Source organism: Pseudomonas sp. UME65, from assembly GCF_014170225.1.
In the GTDB taxonomy this organism is placed as follows: domain Bacteria; phylum Pseudomonadota; class Gammaproteobacteria; order Pseudomonadales; family Pseudomonadaceae; genus Aquipseudomonas; species Aquipseudomonas protegens.
The window spans coordinates 992,695-1,019,177 of sequence record NZ_LZZQ01000016.1 but is presented as its reverse complement, the minus strand read 5'-3'; the positions used below and the strand labels follow the sequence as shown (position 1 = coordinate 1,019,177).

The 26,483-nt window shown below is 63.2% G+C and carries 25 protein-coding genes; 13 read left to right on the top strand and 12 right to left on the bottom strand.

Annotated features, from left to right (window positions below):
• The first annotated feature begins 47 nt into the window (after positions 1-47).
• Positions 48-887, top strand: coding sequence for a UTP--glucose-1-phosphate uridylyltransferase GalU (gene galU, locus A9971_RS29745; RefSeq protein ID WP_011061681.1), 840 nt, complete (start codon positions 48-50; stop codon positions 885-887).
• 130 nt (positions 888-1,017) lie between these two features.
• Entirely contained in the window at positions 1,018-2,376 is a 1,359-nt protein-coding gene (gene gorA / locus A9971_RS29740) for a glutathione-disulfide reductase (protein ID WP_041118540.1), read from the top strand.
• On the opposite strand, the gene A9971_RS29735 is transcribed toward gorA, so the two are convergent.
• On the bottom strand, positions 2,377-3,384 hold the full coding sequence (locus A9971_RS29735; RefSeq protein WP_183000381.1) for a DNA-binding protein: 1,008 nt from the start codon (positions 3,382-3,384) through the stop codon (positions 2,377-2,379).
• A 180-nt stretch (positions 3,385-3,564) separates the two neighbouring features.
• Here A9971_RS29735 and A9971_RS29730 point away from each other — a divergent pair, with 180 nt between their 5' ends.
• From A9971_RS29730 to ahpF, 3 genes are all read left to right on the top strand, one after another.
• The gene (locus tag A9971_RS29730) at positions 3,565-4,503 is read left to right on the top strand and encodes a site-specific integrase (RefSeq protein ID WP_011061678.1); all 939 of its coding nucleotides are present in this window, start codon (positions 3,565-3,567) and stop codon (positions 4,501-4,503) included.
• 151 nt (positions 4,504-4,654) lie between these two features.
• A complete protein-coding gene (gene ahpC, locus A9971_RS29725; protein ID WP_011061677.1) occupies positions 4,655-5,218 on the top strand; it encodes an alkyl hydroperoxide reductase subunit C in 564 nt (187 codons plus the stop codon).
• A gap of 124 nt (positions 5,219-5,342) precedes the next feature.
• Positions 5,343-6,908 carry an alkyl hydroperoxide reductase subunit F gene (gene ahpF / locus A9971_RS29720; protein ID WP_011061676.1) on the top strand — a complete coding sequence of 522 codons (1,566 nt, stop codon included), beginning with the start codon at positions 5,343-5,345 and terminating at the stop codon, positions 6,906-6,908.
• A 172-nt stretch (positions 6,909-7,080) separates the two neighbouring features.
• Here ahpF and gloA read toward each other — a convergent pair whose 3' ends face one another.
• On the bottom strand, positions 7,081-7,602 hold the full coding sequence (gene gloA, locus A9971_RS29715) for a lactoylglutathione lyase (protein WP_183000380.1): 522 nt from the start codon (positions 7,600-7,602) through the stop codon (positions 7,081-7,083).
• A gap of 198 nt (positions 7,603-7,800) precedes the next feature.
• Here gloA and A9971_RS29710 point away from each other — a divergent pair, with 198 nt between their 5' ends.
• Positions 7,801-8,328: a DUF4946 domain-containing protein gene (locus A9971_RS29710; protein WP_011061674.1), complete on the top strand. Its 528-nt coding sequence runs from the start codon at positions 7,801-7,803 to the stop codon at positions 8,326-8,328.
• A 230-nt stretch (positions 8,329-8,558) separates the two neighbouring features.
• Here the strand turns inward: A9971_RS29710 and A9971_RS29705 are convergent, their stop codons facing one another.
• The 3 genes from A9971_RS29705 to A9971_RS29695 form a co-directional block, all read right to left on the bottom strand.
• Entirely contained in the window at positions 8,559-8,924 is a 366-nt protein-coding gene (locus A9971_RS29705) for a histone-like nucleoid-structuring protein, MvaT/MvaU family (RefSeq protein WP_015635884.1), read from the bottom strand.
• A gap of 243 nt (positions 8,925-9,167) precedes the next feature.
• Positions 9,168-10,706, bottom strand: coding sequence for an EAL domain-containing protein (locus A9971_RS29700; protein ID WP_183000379.1), 1,539 nt, complete (start codon positions 10,704-10,706; stop codon positions 9,168-9,170).
• Between the two features lie 89 nt (positions 10,707-10,795).
• Positions 10,796-11,668, bottom strand: a complete 873-nt coding sequence (locus A9971_RS29695) for a LysR family transcriptional regulator (protein ID WP_183000378.1) — start codon at positions 11,666-11,668, stop codon at positions 10,796-10,798.
• A gap of 85 nt (positions 11,669-11,753) precedes the next feature.
• On the opposite strand from A9971_RS29695, the gene A9971_RS29690 reads away from it, so the two are divergent.
• The 3 genes from A9971_RS29690 (at position 11,754) to hpaR (ending at position 14,589) form a co-directional block, all read left to right on the top strand.
• Entirely contained in the window at positions 11,754-12,710 is a 957-nt protein-coding gene (locus A9971_RS29690; protein WP_183000377.1) for a DMT family transporter, read from the top strand.
• Positions 12,711-12,961: 251 nt separating this feature from the next.
• The gene (gene hppD / locus A9971_RS29685; protein ID WP_011061669.1) at positions 12,962-14,038 is read left to right on the top strand and encodes a 4-hydroxyphenylpyruvate dioxygenase; all 1,077 of its coding nucleotides are present in this window, start codon (positions 12,962-12,964) and stop codon (positions 14,036-14,038) included.
• A 128-nt stretch (positions 14,039-14,166) separates the two neighbouring features.
• A complete protein-coding gene (gene hpaR / locus A9971_RS29680) occupies positions 14,167-14,589 on the top strand; it encodes a homoprotocatechuate degradation operon regulator HpaR (RefSeq protein WP_011061668.1) in 423 nt (140 codons plus the stop codon).
• Between the two features lie 48 nt (positions 14,590-14,637).
• On the opposite strand, the gene rarD is transcribed toward hpaR, so the two are convergent.
• The 3 genes from rarD to A9971_RS29665 all read right to left on the bottom strand — a co-directional run bounded on the left by rarD (position 14,638) and on the right by A9971_RS29665 (position 17,864).
• Positions 14,638-15,519 (bottom strand): EamA family transporter RarD, encoded by an 882-nt coding sequence (gene rarD, locus A9971_RS29675; protein WP_015635880.1) that lies wholly within the window; start codon positions 15,517-15,519, stop codon positions 14,638-14,640.
• Between the two features lie 204 nt (positions 15,520-15,723).
• Positions 15,724-16,737, bottom strand: a complete 1,014-nt coding sequence (locus A9971_RS29670; protein WP_053158935.1) for an aldo/keto reductase — start codon at positions 16,735-16,737, stop codon at positions 15,724-15,726.
• A gap of 227 nt (positions 16,738-16,964) precedes the next feature.
• Positions 16,965-17,864 carry a LysR family transcriptional regulator gene (locus A9971_RS29665; RefSeq protein WP_015635879.1) on the bottom strand — a complete coding sequence of 300 codons (900 nt, stop codon included), beginning with the start codon at positions 17,862-17,864 and terminating at the stop codon, positions 16,965-16,967.
• A gap of 100 nt (positions 17,865-17,964) precedes the next feature.
• On the opposite strand from A9971_RS29665, the gene A9971_RS29660 reads away from it, so the two are divergent.
• Both A9971_RS29660 and A9971_RS29655 read left to right on the top strand, forming a co-directional pair.
• A complete protein-coding gene (locus tag A9971_RS29660; protein WP_183000376.1) occupies positions 17,965-18,696 on the top strand; it encodes an SDR family oxidoreductase in 732 nt (243 codons plus the stop codon).
• Complete coding sequence (locus A9971_RS29655; protein WP_123473485.1) at positions 18,693-19,103, top strand: hypothetical protein; 411 nt, start codon at positions 18,693-18,695, stop codon at positions 19,101-19,103. Before A9971_RS29660 ends, A9971_RS29655 begins: the two co-directional genes overlap by 4 nt.
• A gap of 78 nt (positions 19,104-19,181) precedes the next feature.
• Here A9971_RS29655 and A9971_RS29650 read toward each other — a convergent pair whose 3' ends face one another.
• A complete protein-coding gene (locus A9971_RS29650) occupies positions 19,182-20,492 on the bottom strand; it encodes an MFS transporter (RefSeq protein WP_011061662.1) in 1,311 nt (436 codons plus the stop codon).
• 191 nt (positions 20,493-20,683) lie between these two features.
• Between A9971_RS29650 and A9971_RS29645 the strand changes: the two genes are divergently transcribed.
• Both A9971_RS29645 and A9971_RS29640 read left to right on the top strand, forming a co-directional pair.
• On the top strand, positions 20,684-21,805 hold the full coding sequence (locus tag A9971_RS29645; protein ID WP_183000375.1) for a sugar diacid recognition domain-containing protein: 1,122 nt from the start codon (positions 20,684-20,686) through the stop codon (positions 21,803-21,805).
• Between the two features lie 469 nt (positions 21,806-22,274).
• Positions 22,275-23,414 carry a glycerate kinase gene (locus A9971_RS29640; RefSeq protein WP_183000374.1) on the top strand — a complete coding sequence of 380 codons (1,140 nt, stop codon included), beginning with the start codon at positions 22,275-22,277 and terminating at the stop codon, positions 23,412-23,414.
• Positions 23,415-23,515: 101 nt separating this feature from the next.
• Here A9971_RS29640 and hpaI read toward each other — a convergent pair whose 3' ends face one another.
• The 3 genes from hpaI to A9971_RS29625 are packed head-to-tail and all read right to left on the bottom strand — an operon-like array spanning position 23,516 to position 26,440.
• The gene (gene hpaI / locus A9971_RS29635; RefSeq protein ID WP_053158925.1) at positions 23,516-24,316 is read right to left on the bottom strand and encodes a 4-hydroxy-2-oxoheptanedioate aldolase; all 801 of its coding nucleotides are present in this window, start codon (positions 24,314-24,316) and stop codon (positions 23,516-23,518) included.
• 10 nt (positions 24,317-24,326) lie between these two features.
• Positions 24,327-25,130, bottom strand: coding sequence for a 2-oxo-hept-4-ene-1,7-dioate hydratase (hpaH, locus tag A9971_RS29630; protein ID WP_015635875.1), 804 nt, complete (start codon positions 25,128-25,130; stop codon positions 24,327-24,329).
• A 2-nt stretch (positions 25,131-25,132) separates the two neighbouring features.
• Positions 25,133-26,440 carry an MFS transporter gene (locus A9971_RS29625; protein ID WP_011061657.1) on the bottom strand — a complete coding sequence of 436 codons (1,308 nt, stop codon included), beginning with the start codon at positions 26,438-26,440 and terminating at the stop codon, positions 25,133-25,135.
• Positions 26,441-26,483: the final 43 nt, after the last annotated feature.

Genomic DNA, 26,483 nt, shown 5'->3' with positions numbered 1-26,483 from the left:
ATTAGACTGCGCCGAAACTCGTACACACAGCCTTTTTAAGGACTCATATGATCAAGAAATGCTTGTTCCCAGCAGCCGGTTACGGTACTCGCTTCCTGCCAGCGACTAAAGCCATGCCTAAAGAAATGCTGCCGGTGGTGAACAAGCCACTGATCCAGTACGGCGTTGAAGAAGCGCTGGATGCCGGATTGAATGAAATCTCCATCGTGACCGGCCGCGGCAAGCGCGCCCTCGAGGACCACTTCGACATCAGTTACGAGCTGGAAAACCAGATCAAGGGCACCGACAAGGAGAAATACCTGGTCGGTATCCGCAAGCTGCTGGACGAGTGCTCGTTCTCCTACACTCGCCAGACCGAAATGAAAGGCCTGGGCCACGCCATTCTGACTGGCCGCCCGCTGATCGGTGACGAACCCTTCGCCGTGGTACTGGCGGACGACCTGTGCGTCAACCTCGAAGGCGACGGCGTACTGACCCAGATGGTCAAGCTGTACAAGCAGTTCCGCTGCTCGATCGTGGCCATCCAGGAAGTCGATCCGCAGGAAACCAACAAGTACGGCGTGATTGCTGGCGAGATGATCCGTGACGACATCTACCGCGTTCACAGCATGGTCGAGAAGCCAAAGCCGGAAGACGCACCGTCGAACCTGGCGATCATCGGTCGTTACATCCTGACTCCGGACATCTTTGACCTGATCGAGCAGACCGAGCCGGGCAAGGGTGGCGAGATCCAGATCACCGATGCCCTGATGAAACAGGCGCAGAACGGTTGCGTGATGGCCTACAAGTTCAAGGGCAAGCGTTTCGACTGCGGTGGTGCCGAAGGCTACATCGACGCAACCAACTTCTGCTTCGAGAACTTCTACAAGACCGGCAAGGCTTACTGATAGCCGCTGCACGGGTTTTTCGGAAAAGCCACCTTCGGGTGGCTTTTTCATTTGTCGCCCTTATGTAGACCTCTGCGCTGACCCGATCGCCATCTGCGGTTATGCTTGTCAGCCTGCCTGGGAGAGTGAAATGGCCTACGATTTTGATCTTTATGTAATTGGTGCCGGTTCCGGCGGTGTGCGCTGCGCGCGATTCGCGGCGGGTTTTGGCGCGAAGGTCGCGGTCGCTGAAAGCCGCTATCTGGGCGGTACCTGTGTCAACGTCGGCTGCGTGCCGAAAAAGCTGCTGGTGTACGGCGCGCACTTCGCCGAAGACTTCGAGCAGGCCTCGGGTTTCGGCTGGTCCCTGGGTGAGGCGAATTTCGATTGGGCGACCCTGATCGCCAACAAGGATCGCGAAATCAATCGCCTCAACGGCATCTACCGCAATCTGCTGGTCAACAGCGGCGTGACACTGCATGAAGGCCACGCCAAGCTGATCGATCCGCACCAGGTAGAGGTCAACGGCCAGCGCTACAGCGCCAAGCACATCCTCATTGCCACCGGCGGCTGGCCACAGATCCCGGATATCCCGGGGCGTGAGCATGCCATCAGTTCCAACGAGGCCTTCTTCCTCAAGGAGCTGCCCAAGCGCGTGCTGGTGGTGGGCGGTGGCTACATCGCGGTGGAGTTTGCCGGGATCTTCCATGGCCTGGGCGCCGATACCCAGCTGTTGTATCGCGGTGAGCTGTTCCTGCGCGGTTTCGACGGCGCAGTGCGCAAGCACTTGCAGGAGGAGCTGACCAAGCGTGGTTTGGGCCTGCAGTTCAATGCCGACATCGAGCGCATCGACAAGCAGGCCGACGGCAGTCTTGAGGTCACCCTCAAGGATGGTCGCAAGCTGGCCGCCGATTGTGTGTTCTATGCCACCGGGCGCCGGCCGATGCTGGACAACCTGGGGCTGGAGAATACCGGCGTGAAGCTCGACAAGCGCGGTTTCATCGAAGTGGACGAGCAGTATCAGAGCAGTGAGCCGTCGATCCTGGCGATTGGCGATGTCATCGGCCGCGTGCAACTGACGCCGGTGGCCCTGGCCGAGGGTATGGCCGTGGCTCGGCGCCTGTTCAAGCCCGAGCAATACCGTCCCGTGGATTACCAGATGATTCCTACGGCGGTGTTCAGCCTGCCGAACATCGGTACCGTCGGCCTCACCGAAGAGCAGGCGCGAGAAGCGGGGCACAAGGTGCAGATCTTCGAGAGCCGCTTCCGGCCGATGAAGCTGACCCTGACCGACTGCCAGGAACGCACCCTGATGAAGCTGGTGGTGGACGCCGACAGCGACAAGGTCCTGGGGTGCCACATGGTCGGCCCGGATGCCGGTGAAATCGTTCAGGGCCTGGCAATTGCCCTGAAGGCGGGGGCGACCAAGCGCGACTTCGACGAAACCATCGGCGTGCACCCGACGGCCGCCGAAGAGTTCGTCACCATGCGTACGCCTGTCGCGGGCTGATCAAGCCTTCGCAGGTGCGTCTGGCTGGGCCTTGGTGGCAGCAGCCAGGCGCAACGCCTCCAGGCCGGCCTCGGCCTTGGTGGCGCGCAACTCCATCTCCTTGCTCGATCGAGCCTGTTTCCTGGTTTGTTCCTTGAGTGCCTGAACTTCTTCCTGGGCAACGCGCAGGCGTTCCTGGAGCAGGGTGCTTTCGCTGTCCTGGCGGGCGACCTGTTCGCTCAGGCGGGCCTGCAGCGCCGAATTCTTACTGGCGGCATCCTGGGCTTGCTTGAGCTCTTTGTGGATGGCGCGCTGTTCGCTGAGCAGGCGCTCGTTATCGCGATGCAGTTGGGTGATCTCGTCCTGACGTACCAGCGCGCGCTGTTGGGCCTGGCGCAGCTCCATCTGGATCTGTTGCAGCTGCCCTTCGTGGCGGCGCTGCTCCTGTTCGCGCTGTTCCTTGCTGGCCGCGCGGTAGTGCTCCAGGGCGTCCCGGGCATGCAGGTGCTTTTCCTCCAGGGAGTGGATCTGCTGCTCCTTGTCCTCCAGCCGCAGCTCAAGGCCCTTGAGTGCCTGGTTGAGTTCGGCGTTGCGGGTCTGTTCGCTCTGCAGCATGGAGCGAGTGTCTTGCAGGGCGGCGCTTTCCCCGGCCAGGGCGCTGGCCTGAATCTGCAACTGCTGTTGCAACTGCTCCTGAAGCTGGTGGGCTTCGTTCAACTGGTGTTCCAGCACCTGCTTCTGTTCTTCGAAGTGGGCGAGGGCTTGCTCCAGGGGTTCCTGGGCCTGCTCCTGCAGGCGTTGCGCCAGGCGCCCCACCAGTTCGCCTAGCTCTTGGTCCAGGGGCGCAGGGCCGCTGTCACGCCGGCTGGCGCCGTCATCCAGCTCCTTGAGATAGCGGTGGATGGTGGTTTTCGAGCCGGTATTACCCATTTCGATGCGTACTGCGTCGATGCTGGGGTGTTCGCCGCGGGCAAGAATCGCCTGACGCGCTTTCTTCACCACCGCCTTGTTTATGCCTCCGCGAGCCATGCATCCTCCGACGATTTAGTACTGTGTTACGTGGTATGTAATTACATTGAATTGTACAGCAGATGTGAAATTATCAAAAGCCTGAAACTGACATGGGATATTATGGTATTACCCCGTGTGATAGGCGCTGAGGGCGCTTTTCGCCAGCCATCGCCGTACATTTGCCTGAGTTGAGCTGCCATGAGCGAGCTGGATCGTTATCTGCAAGCCGCCACCCGCGACAACACCCGTCGCAGCTATCGGGCGGCCATCGAGCATTTCGAAGTGCAGTGGGGCGGTTTCCTTCCGGCTACGGCCGAAAGCGTGGCCCGCTACCTGGCCGCCTATGCCGGTGAGCTGTCGATCAATACCCTGCGGTTGCGCCTGTCGGCCCTGGCCCAGTGGCACAGCAGCCAGGGCTTTGCCGACCCGACCAAGGCACCGGTGGTGCGCCAGGTGTTCAAGGGCATCCGTGCGCTGCACCCGGTACAGGAAAAACAGGCGCAACCCTTGGAGCTGCAGCACCTGGAACAGGTCGTCGCCTGGCTAGATGAGGAGGTGGCGAGTGCCGCAGCTGAACAGCGCCAGGGGGATCTCTTGCGTGCCCGGCGTGATCGGGCGCTGATCTTGCTGGGCTTCTGGCGCGGCTTTCGCAGTGATGAGCTGTGCCGCTTGCAGATCGAGCATGTGCAAGCGGTGGCCGGGTCGGGCATCAGCCTCTACCTGCCCCGCAGCAAGAGTGACCGTGACAACCTTGGGCGGACCTTTCACACCCCGGCCTTGCTGCGCCTGTGCCCGGTGCAGGCCTATATCGAGTGGATCAACAGCGCGGCGCTGGTGCGCGGGCCGGTGTTTCGCGGCATCAACCGCTGGGGGCGCCTGAGCGAGCAGGGGTTGCATGCCAATAGCGTGATCGCGTTGCTGCGCCAAGCCCTGGAGCGTGCCGGTATCGCTGGCGAACACTACACCAGCCATTCCCTGCGCCGGGGCTTCGCCACCTGGGCGCACCGCAGCGGTTGGGATCTGAAATCACTGATGAGCTATGTCGGCTGGAAGGACATGCAGTCCGCCATGCGCTACGTCGAGGCCAACCCGTTCATGGGCATGGCGCGCATCGGCGAGAAGCCGGTACAGCAGTAGATTAAGGTTTCTTCTATTAATACTGTTGGCTGATAGTCAAAACCAATCGGCAGCATCAGGTTTGCCAATGAGCCAAGGGGCGATTCATTGGTTAGGATTCTCCTCATCAAGTTTTCACCCAATGTTCTCAACCACTGATGGAGAGTCAACGATGCCTATCATCAACAGCCAAGTTAAACCCTTCAAAGCTACCGCATTCAAAAACGGCGCATTCGTCGAAGTGTCGGACGCCGATCTGAAAGGCAAATGGTCTGTCGTGTTCTTCTACCCGGCTGACTTCACCTTCGTGTGCCCAACCGAGCTGGAAGACCTGGCCGACAACTACGCCGAATTCCAGAAGCTGGGCGTCGAGATCTACAGCGTTTCCACCGACACCCACTTCGCCCACGCTGCCTGGCACAACACTTCGCCAGCCATCGGCAAGATCCAGTACACCATGATCGGCGACCCGACCCTGGCCATCTCCCGCAACTTCGATGTGCTGATCGAAGAAGCCGGTCTGGCTGACCGCGGCACCTTCGTGATCAACCCTGAAGGGCAGATCAAGATCGTTGAAATCAACGACGGCGGTGTAGGCCGTGACGCTTCCGAGCTGCTGCGCAAGATCAAGGCCGCTCAGTACGTCGCTGCTCACCCAGGCGAAGTCTGCCCAGCCAAGTGGAAAGAAGGCGAGGCCACCCTGGCTCCGTCCCTGGACCTGGTCGGCAAGATCTAAGTCCATGCATTACCCAAGGGCGGTGATCCGCACTTAAGTCAGCTGCACCGCCCTCAAACAACGCCCGGGCGAGATTCGCTCGGGCGTTGTTTTTTCTACCGAATCAAAACAGGAGATCGCCCGTATGTTGGACGCCAATCTTAAAGCTCAGTTGAAGTCTTACCTGGAACGGGTCACCCAGCCGATCGAGATCGTAGCCTCCCTCGACGACGGTGCGAAATCCCAGGAAATGCTCGCGTTACTCAAAGACATTGTCAGTCTTTCCAATCAGATTACCTTGCTCGATAACGGCAGCGACGCGCGCAAGCCTTCGTTCTCGTTGAATCGCCCGGGAAGTGATATCAGCTTGCGTTTCGCCGGTATTCCCATGGGCCACGAATTCACTTCCCTGGTGCTGGCCCTGCTGCAAGTAGGTGGCCATCCATCCAAGGCCAGTGCCGAGGTGATCGAGCAGATCCGCTCGCTCAAGGGCGAGTTCAATTTCGAAACCTACTTCTCGCTGTCCTGCCAGAACTGCCCGGACGTGGTCCAGGCGCTGAACCTGATGGCGGTGCTCAACCCCAACATCCGTCACGTGGCCATCGATGGCGCGCTGTTCCAGGCCGAAGTCGATGAACGCAAGGTCATGGCGGTGCCCAGTGTCTACCTCAATGGCGTGAACTTCGGCCAGGGGCGCATGGGGCTGGAGGAAATCCTCGCCAAGCTCGACACCGGTGCGGTGGAGAAGCAGGCGCAGAAACTCAACGCCAAGGAAGCCTTCGACGTGCTGGTGGTCGGCGGTGGTCCAGCGGGTGCTTCGGCAGCCATCTATGCCGCTCGCAAAGGCATCCGTACCGGTGTGGCTGCCGAGCGTTTCGGTGGCCAGGTGCTGGACACCATGGCGATCGAGAACTTCATCTCGGTGCAGGCAACTGAAGGGCCGAAGCTGGCCGCCGCCCTGGAAGAGCACGTCAAGCAGTACGACGTCGACATCATGAACCTGCAGCGGGCCAGTGCCCTGGTGCCGGCCAAGGAAGTCGGCGGCTTGCACGAGATCCAGTTCGAAAGCGGCGCCAGCCTCAAGGCCAAGTCGGTGATCCTGGCTACCGGTGCCCGCTGGCGCGAGATGGGCGTGCCGGGTGAGCAGGAATACAAGGCCAAGGGCGTGTGCTTCTGCCCGCACTGCGACGGCCCGCTGTTCAAGGGCAAGCGTGTGGCGGTGATTGGCGGCGGCAACTCCGGTGTCGAAGCGGCCATCGACCTGGCGGGTATCGTCAGCCACGTGACCCTGCTGGAGTTCGACAGCAAGCTGCGGGCGGATGCGGTGTTGCAGCGCAAGCTCTTCAGCCTGCCCAACGTCAAAGTCATCACCAGCGCCTTGACCAGCGAAGTGAAGGGTGACGGCCAGAAGGTCACCGGCCTGGCCTACAAGGACCGTGATTCGGGCGAGTTCCACACGGTGGACCTGGAAGGCATCTTTGTGCAGATCGGCCTGTTGCCCAACACAGATTGGCTCAAGGGCACCGTCGAGCTGTCGCCTCGTGGCGAGATCATTGTCGATGCCCGCGGCGAGACTTCGCTGCCTGGGGTATTTGCTGCAGGTGACGTCACCACGGTGCCCTACAAGCAGATCGTGATAGCCGTGGGCGAGGGCGCCAAGGCTTCCCTCAGTGCATTCGATCACTTGATCCGTACCTCAGCACCGGCTTGATCGGTCGCTTAGAAAAACAAAACCCCATGAGCCTGGCTCATGGGGTTTTTTATTGCTGTGCCGGCAGGCACCGGCTTGTCGCTGAAGTGGCCGCTGGGTCTTGCGCCGCCCTTGAGAAGGGAAGTGCTGACAATCCAGCTTCTACACAGGCCGGCTTCGCACCTGCATAGGTTTACAGCGGTGCTGGCTGGATGATCTCGACCCAGTAGCCGTCCGGGTCCTTGATGAAGGCCAGGCTTTTCATCCGGCCATCGTTCAGGCGCTTCTGGAAATCGCAGCCCAGGGCTTCGAAGCGCTCGCAGGCGGCGACGATGTCCGGCACCGAGATACAGATGTGGCCGAAGCCGCGCGGGTCGCTGTTGCCGTTGTGGTAGGCGAAGGCTGGATCGTTCTCGGTGCCGTGGTTGTGGGTCAGTTCGAGAATGCCGGGAATCGACTTCATCCACTCGGTTCGTGCGCCAGCGTCTGCCGGGATCTGTGTCTTGTCCACCAGGGCCAGGAAGTACAGGCTGAACTCGGCTTCAGGGAAGTCGCGTTTTTCTACCAGGGAAAAGCCCAGGACCCGGGTGTAGAAGTCCAGGGAGCGAGTGATGTCCTTGACGCGCAACATGGTGTGGTTGAACACGAAACGGGCAGTGGCCGCATCCGGTTGGGCGGTCACGCCGGGAAAGGTATTGAGTTCGTTGAGGCTCATGGGCCCTCCAGAAGAAAGTGCGGCCAAGACTGCTTGCCGGGGCAAGCAGCCTTGGCTGGCAATGGTTCGGACATCCTTGGGGTCGGGCAATGATACGCAAGTGGGTCGGCTGGCGCCAAACCCAAAGCTCCTGATCTATTGCCCATTCCTGGCGCCGGGCTCAGACTTCCAGGCCCCTTTACCTCAGTGTGCAAACGCATGATCGAGTCTTTTAAGTTCCGCGCCGCAGCTCTGTTGCTACTGGCGCTGGCCGGTGTTGCAGAGGCCGAGCCGCAAGTGACCTGGCCCCAGGGCTGGACGGTGGAGCCGCTGCCGGCCCCAGAAGGCGAAGAGGCCGCCAAGGTGTCTCGGCAGAGAGCGGTCAAGAGCGATACCGCTGGCAATCCACTCATGGTCATGGAGTTGACCATGACTCAGGTGGACAGTGGGCATGTAGTCAATCTGCAGGGGGTATTGCTGGAGATGCGCAAGTCGGTGCAAAAGGACTTTGCCCAGGGCGGTTATCAGAGTGTCTGTAACAAGATTCATGCCGCGCAGTTGAGTCGTCTCGAGGCGCTGGAGACTACTTGCACCATTACCCAGAATGGCCGGCATGTGCTCTCGCAAACATTGGTGGCGGCACTGAATGGGGATAAGGCTTATGTACTTTCATACGCTGGCCAGGCTGCGGCTTTTGCCGAGAGCCAGGATGAAATACTCGCTGTACGAAACGGCCTTAAACTTTAAGGAAAAATCTGAACCAATCGGTTCGCTTTCTGCGGGTTACCCGTTCGTTAGCGAAAAGGCATTAAGCCTGAAGTTGCTTGGGAATCAGACGTTATTGCACGATGTATCAGCTAGGGAGAGGGGTGGGATCTCGCTCGGCTCTTCCCTTAGATGCAAGTCGTAATAAGAATTTTCTTATTCAATGTAAAAGGCCCTACATATGCAGGGCCTTTTTCGGGGTGCGGCTTTGTTCAAGCGCGCAGCCAGGAATCCACAGTGGCGGCACCGTACTGTTCTTTCCAGGCCTTCAGGCCGCGGTGATTGCCGCCTTTGGTTTCGATCAGTTCGCCGGTGTGCGGGTTCTGGTAGACCTTGACCACGCGGGCACGGCGCTGCTTGGGGGCGTTGGCCTGTGGCAGGCCGGCCTTGCCCTGGTTGGGATCAAGGATGGCGATGATGTCACGCAGGCTCTTGTCGTAGGACTTCATCAGGGCCTGGAGCTTTTCTTCGAACTCGATTTCCTTCTTGAGTCCGGCGTCGTTTTTCAGGGATTCAAGCTGCGCGAGCTGTTCTTGAAGTGCTTTTTCTGCAGCACGAAACTCAGCAAGTCTGGACAATATCTTCACTCCAATAGTCTATTTGGCTGATACAAACCACAAACAAAGCTATAAGCCATGAGCCGATTAAGGCTCGATTAAGTGGCCTACCTGTGAATCTTGTACAGGCGGGAAAAATTGTAGTAGTTAATGCATCAAGAGTAAATCAGGTTGTTCTTGTCAAATGCGAAATTGACCAATTGATTCAAATTGGTGCAAGCCCCGAGTTGTTAGATCCAGCACTTTTTGTTCGGGTATGGCTATTTAATGGCGCGCCAGGGCTGCAACAAATTCGGCACTGGGCATGGGCCGTCCGAATAAATAACCTTGCAGGAAATCCACCCCTTTAGCTGCTAGATAATCCCGCTGTTCTGCAGTTTCAATACCTTCGGCGACAATGCCCAGATCGAGTTTGGCCGAGAGTTCGATAATGCTGTCGAGTATATGCAGGGACAGTGCGTCGGCACCGATCATGGCGACGAAACTCTGATCGATCTTCAAATAATCCACATTGAACTGGCGCAGATAACCCAGGCTGGAATGCCCGGTACCGAAGTCGTCGATGGCGATCATCACACCCAGTTCGTGCAGGGCGGCAAACAGCTGGTGGGTGGTGGTCGTGGGCTCGATCAGTTCGCGTTCGGTCAACTCCAGCACCAGGATCACCTTGCCTGGGGGGAAGCCGGCGAGGAACTCCCGGCAGTCCTCCAGCAACTGCAGGTCGTGGCAATGGCTGGCGGTGATGTTGATACCTATATGGAAACCGTCGGTAAAGTGCGCGGCATGGGGCGCCAGGGCTTGTTGGGTCTGCTGCATCAGCGAGCGGGTCATGGGCACGATCAGCCCCGAATGCTCGGCGAAGGGGATGAACAGGTCCGGGCGCACCAGCCCCTCTTTTGGATGCTGCCAGCGCATCAGGACTTCGATGCCGGCCCACGCCAGGGTGTCCCCGCGCACCACCGGCTGAAAGTACGGAATGAACTCCTGGGCCCCCAGCGCCCGTTGCAGCTCGTGGGTGGGGGAGGCGGAGCGCTTTTGCAGCCAGTGGGCAAGTACGCCCGCAGCCGCGCCGAAAAACACCAGCAGGCTGAACAGCGCCGGGTACTGGCTCTTCATGTAGCTCCACACGTCGCCCTCGGGAAACCCCGAGCTGACGCTGTAGGGATAGCGCGATGAGCTCAGTTGCTGGCTGGCCACGGCCGCCAGTGGCGGGTTGCCCTCGTGGACACGGCCGTCGCTGGACAGCCAATGCCCGCCAACCTGCAATTGCAGGTCGGCGAAGCGGCTGATCAGGCGCAGGGCATTGGTCAGGTGATAGCCGTCGATGGTGGCCAGGGCGGCGCGATCGCCCTCGCTCCAGCGATAGACCAGCAGGGCCGTGTCGGGGGTGACAGGGTTGCCGCTCATCAGCCAGAGGCGGCCGTCCACGTAGTCCAGGGGGTTGAGCGGGACTGCGAAACTGCCGAGCAGGGAGCTGCAATAGTTGTTGTTGCGCCACACCAGGTTGGTCGAGCGCACGAACGGCCGGCGGGTGACCTGTTCGCGCAGGGCCAGTTGCCGGACTTCATCACAATCGCGGCCCACCTGGGGCAGCAGCGCCCTGGCGGCGATGTCGGTGTTATCGAGCATCAGGTCGAACTGGCGGATGGCCTCTTCGGCGGTTTCCAGGCTGCTGTGCATCAGTGTTCGTTCGGCCTGGGCGTAGAGGATGAGGGCGCCGAGCCCGATGGGAAGAAGCATGGCCAGCAATGTCCAGAAGGTACGGGTAGAGCGCTTCAATGGACCTTTGGCGGTCAGGGGCATGGATCGGACCTGTGCGCGGGCGAGGGGGAGGATGGCACCGGGGGGCATGGCCCCTGCGGCTGTCTTGATCATCGCAGGATAGCCGGCTTTTACCGGCGATAAAGGCGCTGCGCGTGCTGGATGAAGGCCAGGGCCGCCGGCGACGCCTGGCGTCGGTCGAGCACCGCGATCCCCACTTGGCGGCGCACGGCAGGCTCCAGGGGGCGGCTGGTGTAGCGCGGGTCCGCGGACTGGGGCAGGGACAACTCGGCAACGATGCTCAAGGCATCGCCGCGGGCCACGGTTTCCAGGGTGCTCAGCAGTTGGGTGCTGCGGTAGCGGATATTGGGCCGCAGGCCGGCACCGATGAACAGGCGTGACACCAGCTCCGCCGAGCCGGCTTCGGTGAGCACGAAGGGGTCATGGCACAGTTGGTCCAGGCGCAGTTGCGCTTCACTGGCCAGGGCGTGGCTGGCTGGAATCAATGCCAGCAACTGGTCCTCGACCACAGGCATGGTGTCGAAGCGCTCCTGGGGCAACACCACGAAGCCCAGGTCCACCCGTCGTTCTTCCAGCCATTGCAGGACCTGGCGATCGGGGCCTTCGTCGATATGCACTTCGATGTCCGGATATTCGCGGCGGTAGTCGTGAAGAATTCGGGGCAGGAGGCGGATCGACGAGGTGGGGCCGAACGAGCCGATGCGCAAGGTGCCGCGCTTCATGCCCCGGGCATCCGCGGCTTCCTGGGTCAGGGTCGCCGCCAGGCCGAGCATGGCCCGGGCGCGCAGCAGCAACTGGGTGCCGATGTCGGTGAGTTCGACCTGGGCCTGGTGCCGGCGAAACAGGTCCACCTGCAGCTCCTGCTCCAGTGACTTGATGGCATGGGACACCGCCGACTGGGTGATGCCCAGGCGCATGGCGGCGCTGGTAAAGCCCTGGAGTTCGGCCACCAGGGAAAAGATCTCCAGCTGGGTCAGGGTCATGAGTAAAAGCTCATTTTACGATGATCAGGCATTAGACAAAAAATGGTCGTGCAGTACAAACCCATTGCCTCAGAGCGTCTTGACCATGAGTGAAAGCAATATCAGCGGCCCCCTGGCGGGCGAATACCGGGACCTGGCGGTGTATGGCCGCCTGGCGACAGTCACCATGATCTGGGGCGGCACCTTCGTTGCCGGGCGCTACCTGGCCGGCGGGCTCTCGCCCTTGCTGGCCGCCAGCCTGCGGTTCCTGCTGGCCAGCCTGGCCTTGCTCGGCTTCATGGCCGTGGCGCGCGTTCCCCTGGTGCGGCCCAGCCTCAGGCAGTTTGGCCAACTGGCACTATTGGGGTTCTTCGGGATCTTCTTCTACAACCTGTGTTTCTTCCTCGGCCTGGAGCAGGTCAAGGCTTCTCGGGCATCGTTGATCGTGGCCCTGAACCCGGCAGTGATTGCCCTGGCGTCCTGGGCGCTGTTCAAGGAGCGCATGGGCCGGCGCAAGCTGTTGGGCATTGCCCTGTGCCTCTGTGGCGCGGCCCTGGTGATCTGCAGCCGTGACCCTTCGGCCCTGGCGGCGCAGGCCGGGAGCTGGCAAGGCGACCTGCTGATTCTTGGCTGCGTGCTGGGCTGGGGCGTGTACTCGCTGTTCTCCAGGGGGCTGAACCACAGCCTGGGCTCATTGCAAACCGTGACCTGCTCGATCCTCCTGGGCACCCTGATGCTCTGCGCCGCCACCCTGATCCGTGGCGAGTTCGACCTGCAGGCGGTGGCTCGCCTGAACCTGGCCCAGGGCTTGAGCCTGTTGTACCTGGGCGTGCTGGGTTCGGCGCTGGCCTATATCTGGTATTACGACGGCTTGCGGCGGATCGGTGCCACCCGTTGCGGTGTATTCATCGCCCTCAATCCGCTGACGGCGGTGATCCTCGGCGCGCTCGTGCTGGGAGAACAGTTGAGCCCGGTGATGGGGGTGGACGGGGCGCTGATTCTCGGCGGTATCTACCAGTGCAACAAACCCCTTGCGGGCGGGCCAAAAAAGGCGATTTTATAGAGAATGCGGACAAAGGCTTTTACGCTGTGTAGAATCCGGTTACGCATACAATAATAAAGTCTTCTGGCAGCAGAAGCCTCGCCCCCCAGCCTGTAAGACAGGGTCGAAATGAAGATTCTCGGGTTTCAACTGATCTATGGTGACTTCCTCGCCCGCAGCGTGCGCGGTATCTCCTGTGCGCCACCGTCCCTCCTCAGCATTGCTAGCAACTAACGATCCGTTAATTCTAAAAATATGATGAGGCGCCAACCATGGCAGATATCTTCGAAAACCCAATGGGCCTGATGGGCTTTGAATTCATCGAATTCGCATCGCCTACCCCCAACACCCTCGAACCGATCTTCGAGATCATGGGTTTCACCAAAGTCGCGACCCATCGTTCCAAAGACGTGCATCTGTATCGCCAGGGTGCGATCAACCTGATCCTCAACAACGAACCCCATAGCGTCGCTTCCTACTTCGCGGCCGAGCACGGCCCGTCGGTGTGCGGCATGGCGTTCCGGGTCAAGGATTCGCAAAAGGCCTACAACCGCGCCCTGGAACTGGGCGCCCAGCCGATTCACATTGAAACCGGCCCGATGGAACTGAACCTGCCGGCGATCAAGGGCATTGGCGGCGCGCCGCTTTACCTGATCGACCGTTTCGGCGAGGGCAGCTCGATCTACGACATCGACTTCGTGTTCCTCGAAGGCGTGGACCGCAACCCCAAGGGCGCGGGCCTGAAGATCATCGACCACCTGACCCACAACGTGTACCGCGGGCGCATGGCCTACTGGGCCGGCTTCTACGAGAAGCTGTTCAACTTCCGCGAGATCCGCTACTTCGACATCAAGGGCGAGTACACCGGCCTGACTTCCAAGGCCATGACCGCTCCGGATGGCATGATCCGCATCCCGCTGAACGAGGAATCGTCCAAGGGCGCCGGGCAGATCGAGGAGTTCCTGATGCAGTTCAATGGCGAGGGCATCCAGCACGTGGCCTTCCTCACCGACGACCTGGTCAAGACCTGGGACGCCCTGAAGAAGATCGGCATGCGCTTCATGACCGCGCCACCGGACACCTACTACGAAATGCTCGAAGGGCGCCTGCCGAACCACGGCGAGCCGGTCAACGAGCTGCAATCGCGGGGCATCCTGCTGGACGGTTCTTCGGAAGCCGGCGACAAGCGCCTGCTGCTGCAGATCTTCTCGGAAACCCTGATGGGCCCGGTGTTCTTCGAATTCATCCAGCGCAAGGGCGATGATGGCTTCGGCGAGGGCAACTTCAAGGCACTGTTCGAATCGATCGAACGCGACCAAGTGCGTCGTGGCGTACTCGCCACCGAGTAAGCCCCGGCACGCTTGAGTCCAAGGCCCGATCAGGAGGTTTCTGGTCGGGCTTTATTTTGCCTGTCGGTTGGCGATTGTGAATGTGTTAATGTTTCGCCCCCGATTCCCAGCCCCTGACCGATGCCTCGATGAACACACCCAGACCTTCCCTGACCTTGACCCTGCTGCAGGCCCGTGAGGCCGCCATGGCGTTTTTCCGTCCCTCGCTGAACCAGCACGACCTGACCGAACAGCAATGGCGGGTGATCCGCATCCTGCGCCAGAACGGCGAGCTGGAGAGCCATCAACTGGCGAAGATGGCCTGCATCCTGCCGCCGAGCATGACCGGCGTGCTGACCCGCCTGGAGCGCGACCAGTACGTCAGCCGGCGCAAGTCTCCGGAAGACCAGCGCCGCCTGTTCATCACCCTGACCGACAAGGGCCAGGCCTGTTTCGAATCCATGAGCGGCGACATGGAAATCAACTACCAAAAGATCCAGCAGCAGTTCGGCGAAGACAAGATGCAGGCCTTGCTGGCCCTGCTCAATGAACTGAAGCAGATCAAGCCCTGAGCCTGTACCGCAGGCCTTGATGCACGCGAGATACCCCCGCAGCCGGGCTCAGCCCCGGCGCTGGCGCAGCAGATGGCGCACGCCTTCGAGCACCAGGACCAGCACCGCCAGCCAGATCGGCACGTAGGTCAGCCATTCCCCGGCCTTGATGCTTTCCCCCAGCAGCAGCGCCACCAACAGCAGCAGTACCGGTTCCACATAGCTGAGCAGGCCGAACAGGCTGAAGGCCAGCAAGCGGCTGGCAATGATGTAGCACACCAGCGCCGAGGCACTGATCACCCCCAGCACGGGAATCAGCAGGTACAGCCAGGGTTGGGCCGCGACCACGGCAATGCCCTGTTCGCCGCTCTGCACCACCCACAGCGCCACCGGCATCAGCAGGGCCATGTCCACCCACAGGCCGCCCAGGTGGTCGGTGCCCAGGCGCTTGCGCAAGACGAAATACAGCGGGTAGCCCAGGGCCACCACCAGGGTCGCCCAGGAAAAACTGCCCACCTGGTACAGCTCGTTGAGCACGCCGATGCAGGCCAGCACCGCTGCCAGCTTCTGCAGCCGCGACAGACGTTCGCCATAGACGATGCGTCCGGTCAGGACCATGGTCAGCGGCAGCAGGAAATAGCCCTGGGATACGTCCAGGCTGTGGCCGTTGAGCGGTGCCCACATGAACAGCCAGAGCTGCACCCCGACCAGCGCCGACGACAGCAGCAGCGCCGGGCCCAGCACGGGCTTGCTGCGCACCCGTCGCAGCACCTCGTCGACCCGATGCCATTCACCGGCCAGCAGCATGAACAGGGTCATGCAGGGCAGGGTCAGCAACATCCGCCAGCCGAAGATCTCCACCCCGGTCAGGGGCGCCAGCAGCGAAGTGTAGAAATACATGACGGCAAACAGCACCGACGCCAGAACCGATAACGCAATACCTTTAGACACGCAGTCCTCGTAGAACCCGAACGCTCGGGATGCACAAAAAGAAGGGGAGAGTGGAGCGAGGGGGAATATAGAGGGTTTGCCCCGGGATTTTTGCTCTGTTTGCGACACCCCGGCGGGAAAATTTCTCGTTTGTGGCGCGGCCCGGCCTTCCAGGGAAAGGCCGGACTGCGATGGCCGCTGGGTTTGCGCGGCCAGGGCCCGTGTTTAGCCCAGGTGCGCAAAACGTCCGGAGACAAAATGGCCGACATCATTGAAGCCGGGTGTCGAGGCGTGCCCCGGGGTCACCAGCGCGTCGATGAAGGCTTCGTCCTCAGGGCTGATCTTCACCTCCAGGGCCCGGGTGTAGGCGTCCCACTGGGCTTCAGTGCGCGGGCCGACAATGGCCGAGCTCACCGCCTGGTTGTTCAGTACCCAGGCAATGGCGAACTCGACGATCCCGGCCCCGCGCCCCTGGGCGTATTCCTGGATCTGCTGGGCGATGCGCAGGGATTCGACCCGCCATTCGGTCTCCAGGATGCGCTTGTCCTGGCGCCCGGCGCGGCTGGCGGCGTCCGGGGCGACGTCCGGCGCATACTTGCCGCTGAGCACACCACGGGCCAGGGGGCTGTAGGGCACCACGCCCAGGCCATAGGCGCGGGCGGCGGTGATCTGCTCGCCCTCGGCCTGGCGGTTGACGATGTTGTACAGCGGCTGGCTGATCACTGGGCGGTCCACCCCCAACTGGTCGGCGACTCGAATCGCCTCGGCAATCCGCCAGCCCCGATAATTGGACAGGCCCCAGTAGCGGATCTTGCCCTGGCGCAACAGGTCGCCGATGGCCGAGATGCTCACCTCCAGAGGCGTGTTGTGGTCTTCGCGGTGCAGGTAGTAGATGTCCAGGTAATCGGTGCCCAGGCGGGTCAGGCTGGCCTCGATGCCGTTGAAGATGTGCTTGCGGCTCAGGCCGCTGCGGTTGGGCACGCCGTCCACCGGACCGAAGCCGACCTTGGACGCCAGCACCCACTCATGGCGGTGGCTGGCAATGGCTTCGCCGACGATCTCCTCGGAGCGGCCCTGGGTATAGACGTCGGCGGTGTCGATGAAGTTGATCCCCTGGTCCCAGGCCTTGTCGATGATACGCAGCGAGTCTTCGGTACTGGTCTGCTCGCCGAACATCATGGTGCCCAGGGTCAGGGTGGAAACCTTGAGACCGGAATGGCCGAGGGTGCGATAGCTCATGGGCGGAATCCTTGTGCTAGAGGGCTGGCCAGTGCGTTTCCGGCCATGGGGGCGACCATCAAATACCACAACCCCAGGCCTCTGCAATGTCTGAATGGCGCTCCCTTGCCGGCACAGGTGCCCGTGAGGTCGCCTTCGCTGGCAAGCCCGCTCCTACAAGGAGGTTCCGTAGGAGCCGGCTTGCCGGCGAACCGCGCAGCGGCCAACCGCCCCGGGGCCGCACCGGGTCAGGGGCACAGCGCCCGGCAGCGTTGCAACACAAAACTGTGCAGCAGGCGCACCCGCTGGGAAACCTGCAGGCGATGGGGGCACAGCAAGTTGAAGGGGGCCGGTTCCCCTTGCCAGTCGCCGAGCAGCGGCACCAGGCGCCCGGCGCGGATGTCCTCGGCCACATCCAGCCGGGCCTTGTAGACAATGCCGTGGCCGGCCAGGGCCCAGCGCCGGGCCACCTCACCGTCGTCGCACAAGTAATCGCCACGCACCAGGACTTCGCGGGTTTCGCTGTCGCGGCTGAAACGCCAGCGGTCATAGGGCTGGCCATTGCGCAGGTACAGCAGGGCGCTGTGCCCGGCCAGCGCCTCGGGGTTTTGCGGCACCCCGCAACGGGCCAGGTAGGCCGGGCTGGCGCAGGCGATGCGCCGGTGCCCGGGGAGAATCGGCAAGGCCACCAGGCTGGAATCCTCGGGCACGCCAAAGCGCAGGGCCACATCCACAGCGTCGCGGAACAGGTCGGCGTGGCGATCATCGAGCCGCAGTTGCAGGCGCAGTTGCGGGTGCTCGGCCTTGAATTCATCGAGCCAGGGAAGCAGGGCATTGCGCCCGAAGTCCGAGGGCGCCGACAACTGCAGCACCCCGGCCAGGCCCTGGCTCTGCTGCTTGAGCGCCAGCTCGCCGTCCTCCAGGGTGGCCAGGGCCAGGCGCACGCTTTCCAGGTAGCGGCGGCCTTCCTCGGTGAGCCTCATGCTGCGGGTGGAACGCGCCAGCAGACGGCTGCCGAGGCGGGTTTCCAGGCGCTTGAGGGCGATGCTGGCGGCTGCGGCGGTCAGGCCCAGGGAGCGGGCCGCGGCGGAAATGCTCCCGGCATCGGCGGTGCGTACGAAGATTTCCAGGTCCAGTATCGAGCTCATTAATAAAAATCCTTTAAAGATCTTTGCGTTTTAGCTGGATTTTTCCTCGATTGGCAAGCTGGGAAGATGCAATCACTTTCAATCGCAGCAGGTGATCGCAATGACTCTTTCCAACTCAAGCCTGGCCCGGCAAACCTTGGTGGTGATTGGCGCCGGCAGCGGCATCGGCGCTGCGGTGGCGCGCCAGGCCGCGGCCCGAGGTGCTCGGGTGGTACTGGCGGGGCGCAGCCTCGAGGCCTTGCAGCGCCAGCAGGCACAGCTGCCGGAATCGGCCTGCAGCATCGCCGTGGACATTACCGATGCCGCCAGTCTCCAGGCCTTGTTCGCCAGGGTGGGGGCCTTCGATCACCTGGTGATCAGCGCCGGTCCGGCCATTGCCGCCAAGCCCCTGGCCGACACCGATCTGCTGGATGCCCAGCGGGCTTTTGAGGTGAAGTTCTGGGGCGTGTGGCGCGCGGTTCAGGCGGCGCTGCCGACACTCGCGCCGCAAGGCAGCATCAGCCTGACCTCGGGCCTGCTGTCGCGCAAAATGGTCCCCGGGCAAGTGCTCAAGACCACCCTCAACGCCGCCCTCGAAGCCCTGGGCAAGCACTTGGCCAAGGAGCTGGCGCCACGCCGGGTGAATGTCATCAGCCCCGGGGTCACCGCCACCGAAGCCTATGCCGGGATGCCCGAGGACGCCCGCGAAGCGATGTTCGCCCGCACCGCTGCCAACCTGCCGGTGGGCCGCGTCGGTCAGCCGGATGAAGTGGCGGCGGCCTTTATCCTGGCCATGGAGAACGGCTTTATCAGCGGGAGCCTGATCGATGTCGATGGTGGAGGCCTGTTATGAACTGGCGCTTCGATCACCTGGCGTTCAACTGCGCCGAGGGCGAGGCGTTGCAGCAGGCCTTCGCCGATCTGCTGGGCCTGCAAACGGGCCGGCGGCCGCCGTTTCCCTTTCCCGGGCGCTGGTTGTACCAGGGCGAGGCGGCGCTGGTGCACGTCATCGAACAGGCCCATTGCCCTGAGCCGCACCTGAGCCACATCGCCTTCAGTACCCAGGAGGCAGCCGAAGCCGTGTTGCGCCGGGTGCAGGCCAGTGGCCTGGAACATCAAGTGGCGCAGGTGCCGGAAGACGGCATCTGGCAGATCTTCGTCCGCTTGCCCGGCGGCCTGGTGCTGGAGTTGGATGCTCCGGCGATGGGAGCGTTGAGCATCAGCCACGACTACGCCCGACAAGGTGGGGCACCGGCCTGAGCCCAGCCATGAAAAAGCCCGTTGGAGCCGAGGCTCGAACGGGCTTTTGTCGTGGCCGGGGCTGTGTAGTGCCGGGGCTTAGCGGTTTAGGGTGCGGGTCATGCGCAGCGCCAGCAGGCTGCCGGCAACAATCACCCCGGCCAGCAGGTACAGCGCGGCGTCGGTGGAACCGGTGCTGTCCTTGACCCAGCCGACGATATAGGGGCTGAGGAACCCGGCCATCTGGCCCATGGAGTTGATCAGCGCCAGGCCACCCGCAGCCGCACCGGCGCTGAGCAGGGCGGTGGGCACCGGCCAGAACATCGGCAGGCCGGTGAGGGCACCCATGGTGGCGAGGGTCAGGCCGAGAATGGCGATGGCCGGGTTGGCGGCGAAGTTAACCGCGATCAGCAGCCCCACGGCGCCCATCAGCATCGGCACTACAAGGTGCCAGCGGCGCTCCTTGCGCAGGTCCGCCGAACGCCCCACCAGCAGCATGAACACCGCCGCCAGCAGGTAGGGAATGGCGCTCAGCCAGCCGATCACCAGGTTGTCGGCAAACCCCAGGTTCTTGATGATCGACGGCAGCCAGAAGTTGATCGCGTAGACCCCGCTCTGGATGCAGAAGTAGATCAGGCCGAAGGCCCAGATCGCCGGGTTCTTGAACACCGCGGCCAGGGAGTCGCTGGCGGTCTTGGGCTGGTTGGCGAGGTCGCTGGCCTGGTCGGCCTCCAGCACCGCGCGTTCAGTCGGGGTCAGCCACTTGGCATGGGCGAAGCTGTCGCTGAGCAGGAAGAACGCCAGGGCGCCGAGGATCACGGTAGGAATGCCCTGCAGCAGGAACATCCACTGCCAGCCGGCGAGGCCGCCCTGGCCGGCGGCGAAGTGGTTGAGGATCCAGCCGGAAAACGGGCTGCCCAGCAGGCCGGACACCGGGATCGCCGACATGAACAGGGCCATGATCCGGCCACGGCGGAAGGTCGGGAACCACTGCGAGAGGTACAGCACCACGCCGGGGAAGAAGCCGGCTTCGGCGGCCCCGGTGAACAGGCGCAGGGTGTAGAACTGGGTCGGCGTGGTGACGAACAGCAGGCAGGTGGACAAGGTGCCCCAGGTGATCATCATCAGCGCGATCCAGCGCCGCGGGCCGAACCGGTTCAGTGCCAGGTTGCTCGGCACGCCGCACAGCACGTAGCCGATGAAGAAAATCCCGGCGCCCAGGCCGTAGACCGTTTCGCTGAATTTCAGGGCATCGAGCATCTGCAACTTGGCGAAGCCAACGTTGACCCGGTCGAGGTAGTTGAACAGGTAGCAGACGAAGATGAAGGGGATCAGGCGCAGGGTAATGCGCTTGTAGACGGCGTTCTTGTCGTCAGCCTGGGCCAGTGGGGCAGCGGCGCTCTGTGACATGGTGTGTCTCTCTTTATTATGATTTTTCGCGGTGCAAGGGTAACGTTGACCGCCCTGAGAGTCTCGGTCACCGGCGCGGGCCTGTCTTTGTGCCGGCGCACAGCGATTGGCCCCGGGCCCTGTGCCACTGAACAACGCCGCGTACCCCGCGGCCCGTCCCCGCAGCTGTAGCCGTCAAGGATCATCCCCCCATGTTCGAACTGGATCATGACCTGGCGCAGGATATCGTCGACCGCACGATGGCGATCCTGCCCTACAACGTCAACGTCATGGACAGCCAGGGCCTGATCCTTGGCAGCGGCGAGCCGGAGCGTATCAACACCCGGCACGAAGGCGCGCAACTGGTGCTGGCCAACGGCCGGGTGGTGGAGATCGACGAACCCACCGCGCGCCAGCTCAAGGGCGTGCAGCCGGGCATCAACCTGCCGTTGCTGCATGACCAGCGGCTGATCGGGGTGCTGGGCATTACCGGCGACCCGGCGCAGTTGCGCACCTATGCCGAACTGGTGCGCATGACCGCCGAGATGCTGGTGGGCCAGCGCCACCAGCAGGCCGAGCAGCAATGGCGGCGCCAGCGCTGCGACGACCTGCTGGCCCTGCTGCTGAGCGACGGCGGCGACTCACCGCGGCTGGTGGATGAAGCCCAGCAGATGGGCCTCAAGCCACAGCTGGCGCGTACGCCCTATCTGTTCGAACTGGCCCAGGAACCGGCCTCGGGGCAGGGCGTGGATAGCCTCAGCAGTTGGTTGCTGAGCCGCTATCCGGACAGCTGGTGCGTCAGCTCGTCGAAGAGTTCCCTGCTCTGGTGCCGCCCGGCGAGCCTGAGCCTGGACAACCCGCGGCTGCTGGAAAAGCTCGACGGCCTGGGCTGGAACATCCTGCGGGTGGCGGTGGGCGGGCAGGCCGAGGGCCTGGCCGGATTGCGCCGCTGCTACCGCCGGGTCGGCGACCTGCTGGCCTACGGCCGGGATATCCTGCCGGACGTGCGATTGCTCACCCTCAACCGCTACCGCCTGCCGGTGATGCTCTGGCGCCACCGCAACGATGACGCCCTGGACGAACTGCTGACGCCGTTGCGCAAGGTCCTGGCCAAGGACAGCAACGGCCAGTTGCTGGCGACCCTGCGCAGCTGGTGCGACCACGACGGCCAGAGCCAGGCCTGCGCCGATGCCCTGGGCATCCACCGCAACAGCCTGCGCTACCGCATGGAACGGATAGCCGAGCTCAGCGGCGTCGACCCCTTGCGCCTGGACGGCATGCTGGCTCTTTATCTTGGCGTACAGCTGCTGCCCCACCGCAGCGAGCCGGCCTGATTTATCGCGCCGATCTCCACCATCGCCTATCCCGATCCAACAGGGGTGGTAGCCGCTGCCGAGCCTTGGCGAGGCTGCGAAAAGGCCCGCAGGGCCTTGCTTGGCAATCTCCAGCCAAACCTGTATCGCTTCCAAGACCTTCGCGAGCGCTACGCGCCCGTTCGCAGCCTGCGGCAGCGGCTACAGGCCCAGGAGGATTTAACGGGTCTGTAGCCGCTGCCGAGCTTCAGCGAGGCTGCGCAAAGGCCCGCAGGGCCTTGCCTGGCAATCTCCAGCCAAACCTGTATCGCTTCCAAGACCTTCGCGAGCGCTACGCGCCCGTTCGCAGCCTGCGGCAGCGGTTTCAACGCTAGGCGAGGTTGCGCGGTTGTAGCAATGAACAATAAAGCGCCCTCGGACTTGTGCAGTGGCCCGGGGTCAGCGTCTGCGCCAGATGGCAGCATGGCGGCACAAGAACCGGAGAAAACCCATGAAGATCATCATCGCCCCCGACTCGTTCAAGGACAGCCTGAGTGCCGAAGGCGTGGCCCAGGCCATTGCCCAGGGACTGGCGGATGTGTGGCCCGACGCCGAGCTGTGCCAATGCCCCATGGCCGACGGTGGCGAAGGGACGGTGGAATCGATTCTCGCCGCCTGTGACGGGCAACTGCGCAGCAACCGGGTCCAGGGGCCGCTGGGAGCGATCGTGGAGGCGCGCTGGGGCTGGCTGCCTCAGAGCCACACGGCAATCATCGAAATGGCCGAGGCCAGTGGCCTGCAACTGCTGGCGCTGGAGCAGCGCGATGCGTGCAACAGCAGCACCTTCGGCACGGGGGAGCTGATCCAGGCCGCTCTGGAGGCCGGTGCCCGGCGCATCATCCTGGCCATCGGCGGCAGCGCCACCAACGACGGCGGCGCGGGGGCCCTGCAGGCGCTGGGGGTCAAGCTGCTGGACCGCCAGGGCCGGATACTGCCTCGCGGCGGCCTGGCCCTGGCCGACCTCGACCATATCGAGCTGGATGCCATGGACCCGCGCCTGGCCCAGGTGCGCTTCGACATCGCCGCCGACGTCAACAACCCGCTGTGCGGCGAGCACGGCGCTTCAGCCATCTTCGGCCCGCAGAAAGGCGCCTCGGCGCAGCAGGTGCAGCAACTGGACCAGGCCCTGGGACACTTTGCCGACCTGTGCGCCCAGGTACTGCCCAAGGATGTGCGTGATGAACCCGGCAGCGGCGCGGCCGGTGGCCTGGGGTTTGCCGCCAAGGCGTTTCTCGGCGCGCAATTTCGTCCCGGGGTGGAAGTGGTGGCGGAACTGGTGGGCCTGGAACAGGCGGTGCAGGGCGCTGATCTGGTGATTACCGGTGAAGGTCGCTTCGACGCCCAGACCTTGCGCGGCAAGACCCCCTTTGGCGTGGCGCGCATTGCCCGGGAGCAGGGGGTTCCGGTGATTGTCATTGCCGGCACCCTGGGCGAGGGTTACCAGCAGATGTACGCCCACGGCGTGGATGCGGCCTTCGCCCTGACCTCCGGGCCCATGAGCCTGGAACAGGCCTGCCGCGAAGCCCCGCGCCTGCTGCGCGAACGCGCCGCCGACATCGCCCGCGTTTGGCGCCTGGCCAGCAACCACTAGGCACCCCGTAGGAGCTGGCTTGCCAGCGAATAGGCCCTCAAGCCTTGCCGCATCCGCAAGACCGCCTTCGCCGGCAAGCCGGCTCCTACAGCCATCGCCCGTCAGTAAACCCCGCCTTCGCTGGTGGGGGTGTCCAGGGTCTTGTACTGGCCGGCCAGGCTCTGCAGGCCCTTCATCAGGACGGTGGTATCCACGCCCACCGCGACAAAATTTGCCCCCAACTCGATGCAACGCCGCGCCAGTCGCTGATCGGCACTGAGAATCCCTGCGGCCTTGCCCGCCCGACGAATCCGCACGATGGCGTCTTCAATCGCGGCCACCACGTCCGGGTGCCCGGGGTTGCCCCGCTGGCCCATGGCCGCCGACAGATCCGCCGGGCCGATAAACACCCCGTCGACCCCGTCCACCGCGAGAATCTCATCCAGGTTGCGCAGGCCTTCGAGGTTCTCGATCTGCACCAGCAGGCACATCTGCTCGTCCGCCTGATCCAGGTAGCCGGCGATGCTGTTCCAGCGCGACGCCCGGGCCAGGGCGCTGCCTACGCCACGAACCCCCAGTGGCGGATAGCGCATGGCGCGCACCAGCTGGCGTGCCTGCTCGGCGCTTTCCACCATGGGGATCAACAGGGTCTGGGCGCCGATGTCCAGCAATTGCTTGATCAGCGCGGTATCGCCAATGGGCGGGCGGATAATGCCTTGGGCTGGGTAAGGGGCAATGGCCTGCAACTGCGCCAGCAGGCTGCGCAGATCGTTGGGCGCGTGTTCGCCGTCCAGCAGCAGCCAGTCGAAACCGGCGTTGGCCGCCAGCTCGGCACAGTAGCCGTCCGCCAGGCCCAGCCACAGGCCAATCTGCGGTTCGCGCTGTTGCAGGCGTTGCTTGAACAGGTTCAGTGGCATGTCCATGGCCGTCTCCTCAGACAAAGCGGCAGGCGATGCTGCCCAACTGATCGTAGTCCACGTGGAATACATCTCCGGGACGGGCGGCCACCGGGCGAGTGAAGGAGCCGCCAAGAATGATCTGCCCGGCCTCCAGGCCGACGTCATAGGCCGCGAGCTTGTTGGCCAGCCAGGCCACGCCCTTGGCCGGGTGGTTGAGCACCGCGGCAGAGACCCCGGACTCCTCGATCACGCCATTGCGGTAGAGCACCGCCGGAACCTTGCGCAAATCCACATCCCCTGGACGCACGGCGCGGCCACCCATCACCACCCCGGCGTTGGCGGCATTGTCCGAGATGGTGTCGAAGACCTTGCGGGTGGCCTGGGTCTGCGGGTCCACCTGCTGGATGCGCGCATCGATGATCTCCAGCGCCGGGATCACCCAGTCGGTGGCGTCCAGCACATCGAACAGGGTGCAGTGGGGCCCCTTGAGCGGCTTGCCGAGGATGAACGCCAGTTCCACCTCGACCCGGGGCACGATGAAGCGCTGGAAGGGAATGTCGCTGCCTTCATCGAACAGCATGTCGTCCAGCAGGGCGCCGAAATCCGGCTCGGTGATGTTCGAGGAAACCTGCATGGCCCGTGAGGTCAGGCCAATCTTGTGGCCCACCAGCTTGCGCCCGTCGCGGATTTTCTGTTCCACCCAGCTGCGCTGGATGGCGTAGGCATCTTCGATGCTGATAGCGGGGTATTGCAGGGACAGCTGGCCGATCTGTTCACGGCTGCGCTCGGCGGCGTTGAGGCGCGCGGCGGCTTCCTGGATATCCGAGGGGCTGAGCATGGTTATTTCTCCCGAGGGTTGACGATATGAGCCGGCACCTGGAGCACCAGCCAGGCGCCGCAGGCAATCAGCAGGGCCAGGGCGTAGAGGGCCAGGCTGGCGCTTTGGGTGGCGTCGCGCACCACGCCGATCAGGTAAGGGGCAAGGAACGCGGCGACGCTGCCGAAGGAACTGATCAGGGCGATACCCGCGGCCTGGGTGCTGCTGGCGAGAAAGGCCGGCGGCAGTTGCCAGAACATCGGCAAGGCGGCGCTGGCGCCCATGCCCGCCACCAGCAGGCCGAACATCACCAGCCAGGGGTTGTCCGGGGCCAGCCCGGTGAGGATCAGCCCCAGGCTGGACATCAGCAGCGGCACCCCCAGGTGCCAGCGGCGTTCGCGCAGGCGGTCCGAGGAGCGGCCGACGCCGAGCATGAACAGGCAGCCTGCCAGGTAGGGCAGGGCACTGAGCAGGCCGACATTGCTGTCCCGGGCGATGCCGGCGTGGTGGATCAGGGTCGGCATCCAGAAGGCGATGGTGTTCACCGCCAGCATCACCGCGAAGTAGATGCACACCAGCAGCCAGACGTGGCGGTCCCTGAGGATGCCGCTGAAACGGGTGATGGACTTGTGCTGTTCTTCCTGTTGCAGGGCCTGCAGCAGCCAGGTCTTCTGCGCCGGGGTCAGCCAGCCCACCTGTTCGATGCTTTCCGGCAGGGCCTTGAGCACCACCAGGCCCAGCAGCACCACCGGCAGGCCTTCGATAAGGAACATCCACTGCCAGCCGCGCAGGCCGCCGAAGTCGTGGAAGCTTTCCAGGATCCACCCGGAGAGGGGGCCGCCAATGACTCCGGCCATGGGCACGGCGATGGCGAACAGGGCGGTGACCTGGCCGCGGCGGCTGGCCGGGAACCAGCGGTTGAGCAGCACCAGGATGCCGGGGAAGAAGCCGGCCTCGGCGACCCCCAGCAGAAAGCGCAAAACATAGAAGCCCCAGGCGCTGTCCACCAGCATCAGGGCGCTGGACAGCAGGCCCCAGACCAGCATCAGGAAGGCGATCCAGCGCCGTGGGCCGACCCGGTCCAGGGCCAGGTTGCTGGGCACCCCGAACAGCGCGTAGGCGACGAAGAACAGCCCGGCACCCAGGCCATAGACGCTGTCGCTGAAGCCCAGATCCTGGGTCATCTGCAGCTTGGCGAAACCGATGTTGATGCGGTCCAGGTGAGCAAAGATGTAGCAGACGAACAACAGCGGCATCAGCCGCCAGGTGATCTTGCGATAGCAGTCATCGACCTCGGCGACCGGCGCCGTGGCAAGGGTTGAGTGGGGCATGGCAATGATCTCGTTATTGTTCTTGTGTGGGTGGCCGGCCTGC

Excerpts from the sequence above, each read along its gene's own strand:
- A9971_RS29655 (WP_123473485.1), top strand. The coding sequence starts at position 18,693 with ATGAACTGGCGCTTCGATCACCTGGCGTTCAACTGCGCCGAGGGCGAG.
- A9971_RS29625 (WP_011061657.1), bottom strand. The coding sequence starts at position 26,440 with ATGCCCCACTCAACCCTTGCCACGGCGCCGGTCGCCGAGGTCGATGAC.
- gorA (WP_041118540.1), top strand. The coding sequence starts at position 1,018 with ATGGCCTACGATTTTGATCTTTATGTAATTGGTGCCGGTTCCGGCGGT.
- A9971_RS29665 (WP_015635879.1), bottom strand. The coding sequence starts at position 17,864 with ATGAGCTCGATACTGGACCTGGAAATCTTCGTACGCACCGCCGATGCC.
- A9971_RS29650 (WP_011061662.1), bottom strand. The coding sequence starts at position 20,492 with ATGTCACAGAGCGCCGCTGCCCCACTGGCCCAGGCTGACGACAAGAAC.
- A9971_RS29690 (WP_183000377.1), top strand. The coding sequence starts at position 11,754 with ATGAGTGAAAGCAATATCAGCGGCCCCCTGGCGGGCGAATACCGGGAC.
- hpaI (WP_053158925.1), bottom strand. The coding sequence starts at position 24,316 with ATGGACATGCCACTGAACCTGTTCAAGCAACGCCTGCAACAGCGCGAA.
- A9971_RS29735 (WP_183000381.1), bottom strand. The coding sequence starts at position 3,384 with ATGGCTCGCGGAGGCATAAACAAGGCGGTGGTGAAGAAAGCGCGTCAG.
- gloA (WP_183000380.1), bottom strand. The coding sequence starts at position 7,602 with ATGAGCCTCAACGAACTCAATACCTTTCCCGGCGTGACCGCCCAACCG.
- A9971_RS29730 (WP_011061678.1), top strand. The coding sequence starts at position 3,565 with ATGAGCGAGCTGGATCGTTATCTGCAAGCCGCCACCCGCGACAACACC.
- A9971_RS29640 (WP_183000374.1), top strand. The coding sequence starts at position 22,275 with ATGAAGATCATCATCGCCCCCGACTCGTTCAAGGACAGCCTGAGTGCC.
- A9971_RS29645 (WP_183000375.1), top strand. The coding sequence starts at position 20,684 with ATGTTCGAACTGGATCATGACCTGGCGCAGGATATCGTCGACCGCACG.
- hpaH (WP_015635875.1), bottom strand. The coding sequence starts at position 25,130 with ATGCTCAGCCCCTCGGATATCCAGGAAGCCGCCGCGCGCCTCAACGCC.
- ahpF (WP_011061676.1), top strand. The coding sequence starts at position 5,343 with ATGTTGGACGCCAATCTTAAAGCTCAGTTGAAGTCTTACCTGGAACGG.
- hpaR (WP_011061668.1), top strand. The coding sequence starts at position 14,167 with ATGAACACACCCAGACCTTCCCTGACCTTGACCCTGCTGCAGGCCCGT.
- A9971_RS29670 (WP_053158935.1), bottom strand. The coding sequence starts at position 16,737 with ATGAGCTATCGCACCCTCGGCCATTCCGGTCTCAAGGTTTCCACCCTG.
- A9971_RS29710 (WP_011061674.1), top strand. The coding sequence starts at position 7,801 with ATGATCGAGTCTTTTAAGTTCCGCGCCGCAGCTCTGTTGCTACTGGCG.
- hppD (WP_011061669.1), top strand. The coding sequence starts at position 12,962 with ATGGCAGATATCTTCGAAAACCCAATGGGCCTGATGGGCTTTGAATTC.
- A9971_RS29695 (WP_183000378.1), bottom strand. The coding sequence starts at position 11,668 with ATGACCCTGACCCAGCTGGAGATCTTTTCCCTGGTGGCCGAACTCCAG.
- A9971_RS29700 (WP_183000379.1), bottom strand. The coding sequence starts at position 10,706 with ATGCCCCTGACCGCCAAAGGTCCATTGAAGCGCTCTACCCGTACCTTC.
- ahpC (WP_011061677.1), top strand. The coding sequence starts at position 4,655 with ATGCCTATCATCAACAGCCAAGTTAAACCCTTCAAAGCTACCGCATTC.
- galU (WP_011061681.1), top strand. The coding sequence starts at position 48 with ATGATCAAGAAATGCTTGTTCCCAGCAGCCGGTTACGGTACTCGCTTC.
- A9971_RS29660 (WP_183000376.1), top strand. The coding sequence starts at position 17,965 with ATGACTCTTTCCAACTCAAGCCTGGCCCGGCAAACCTTGGTGGTGATT.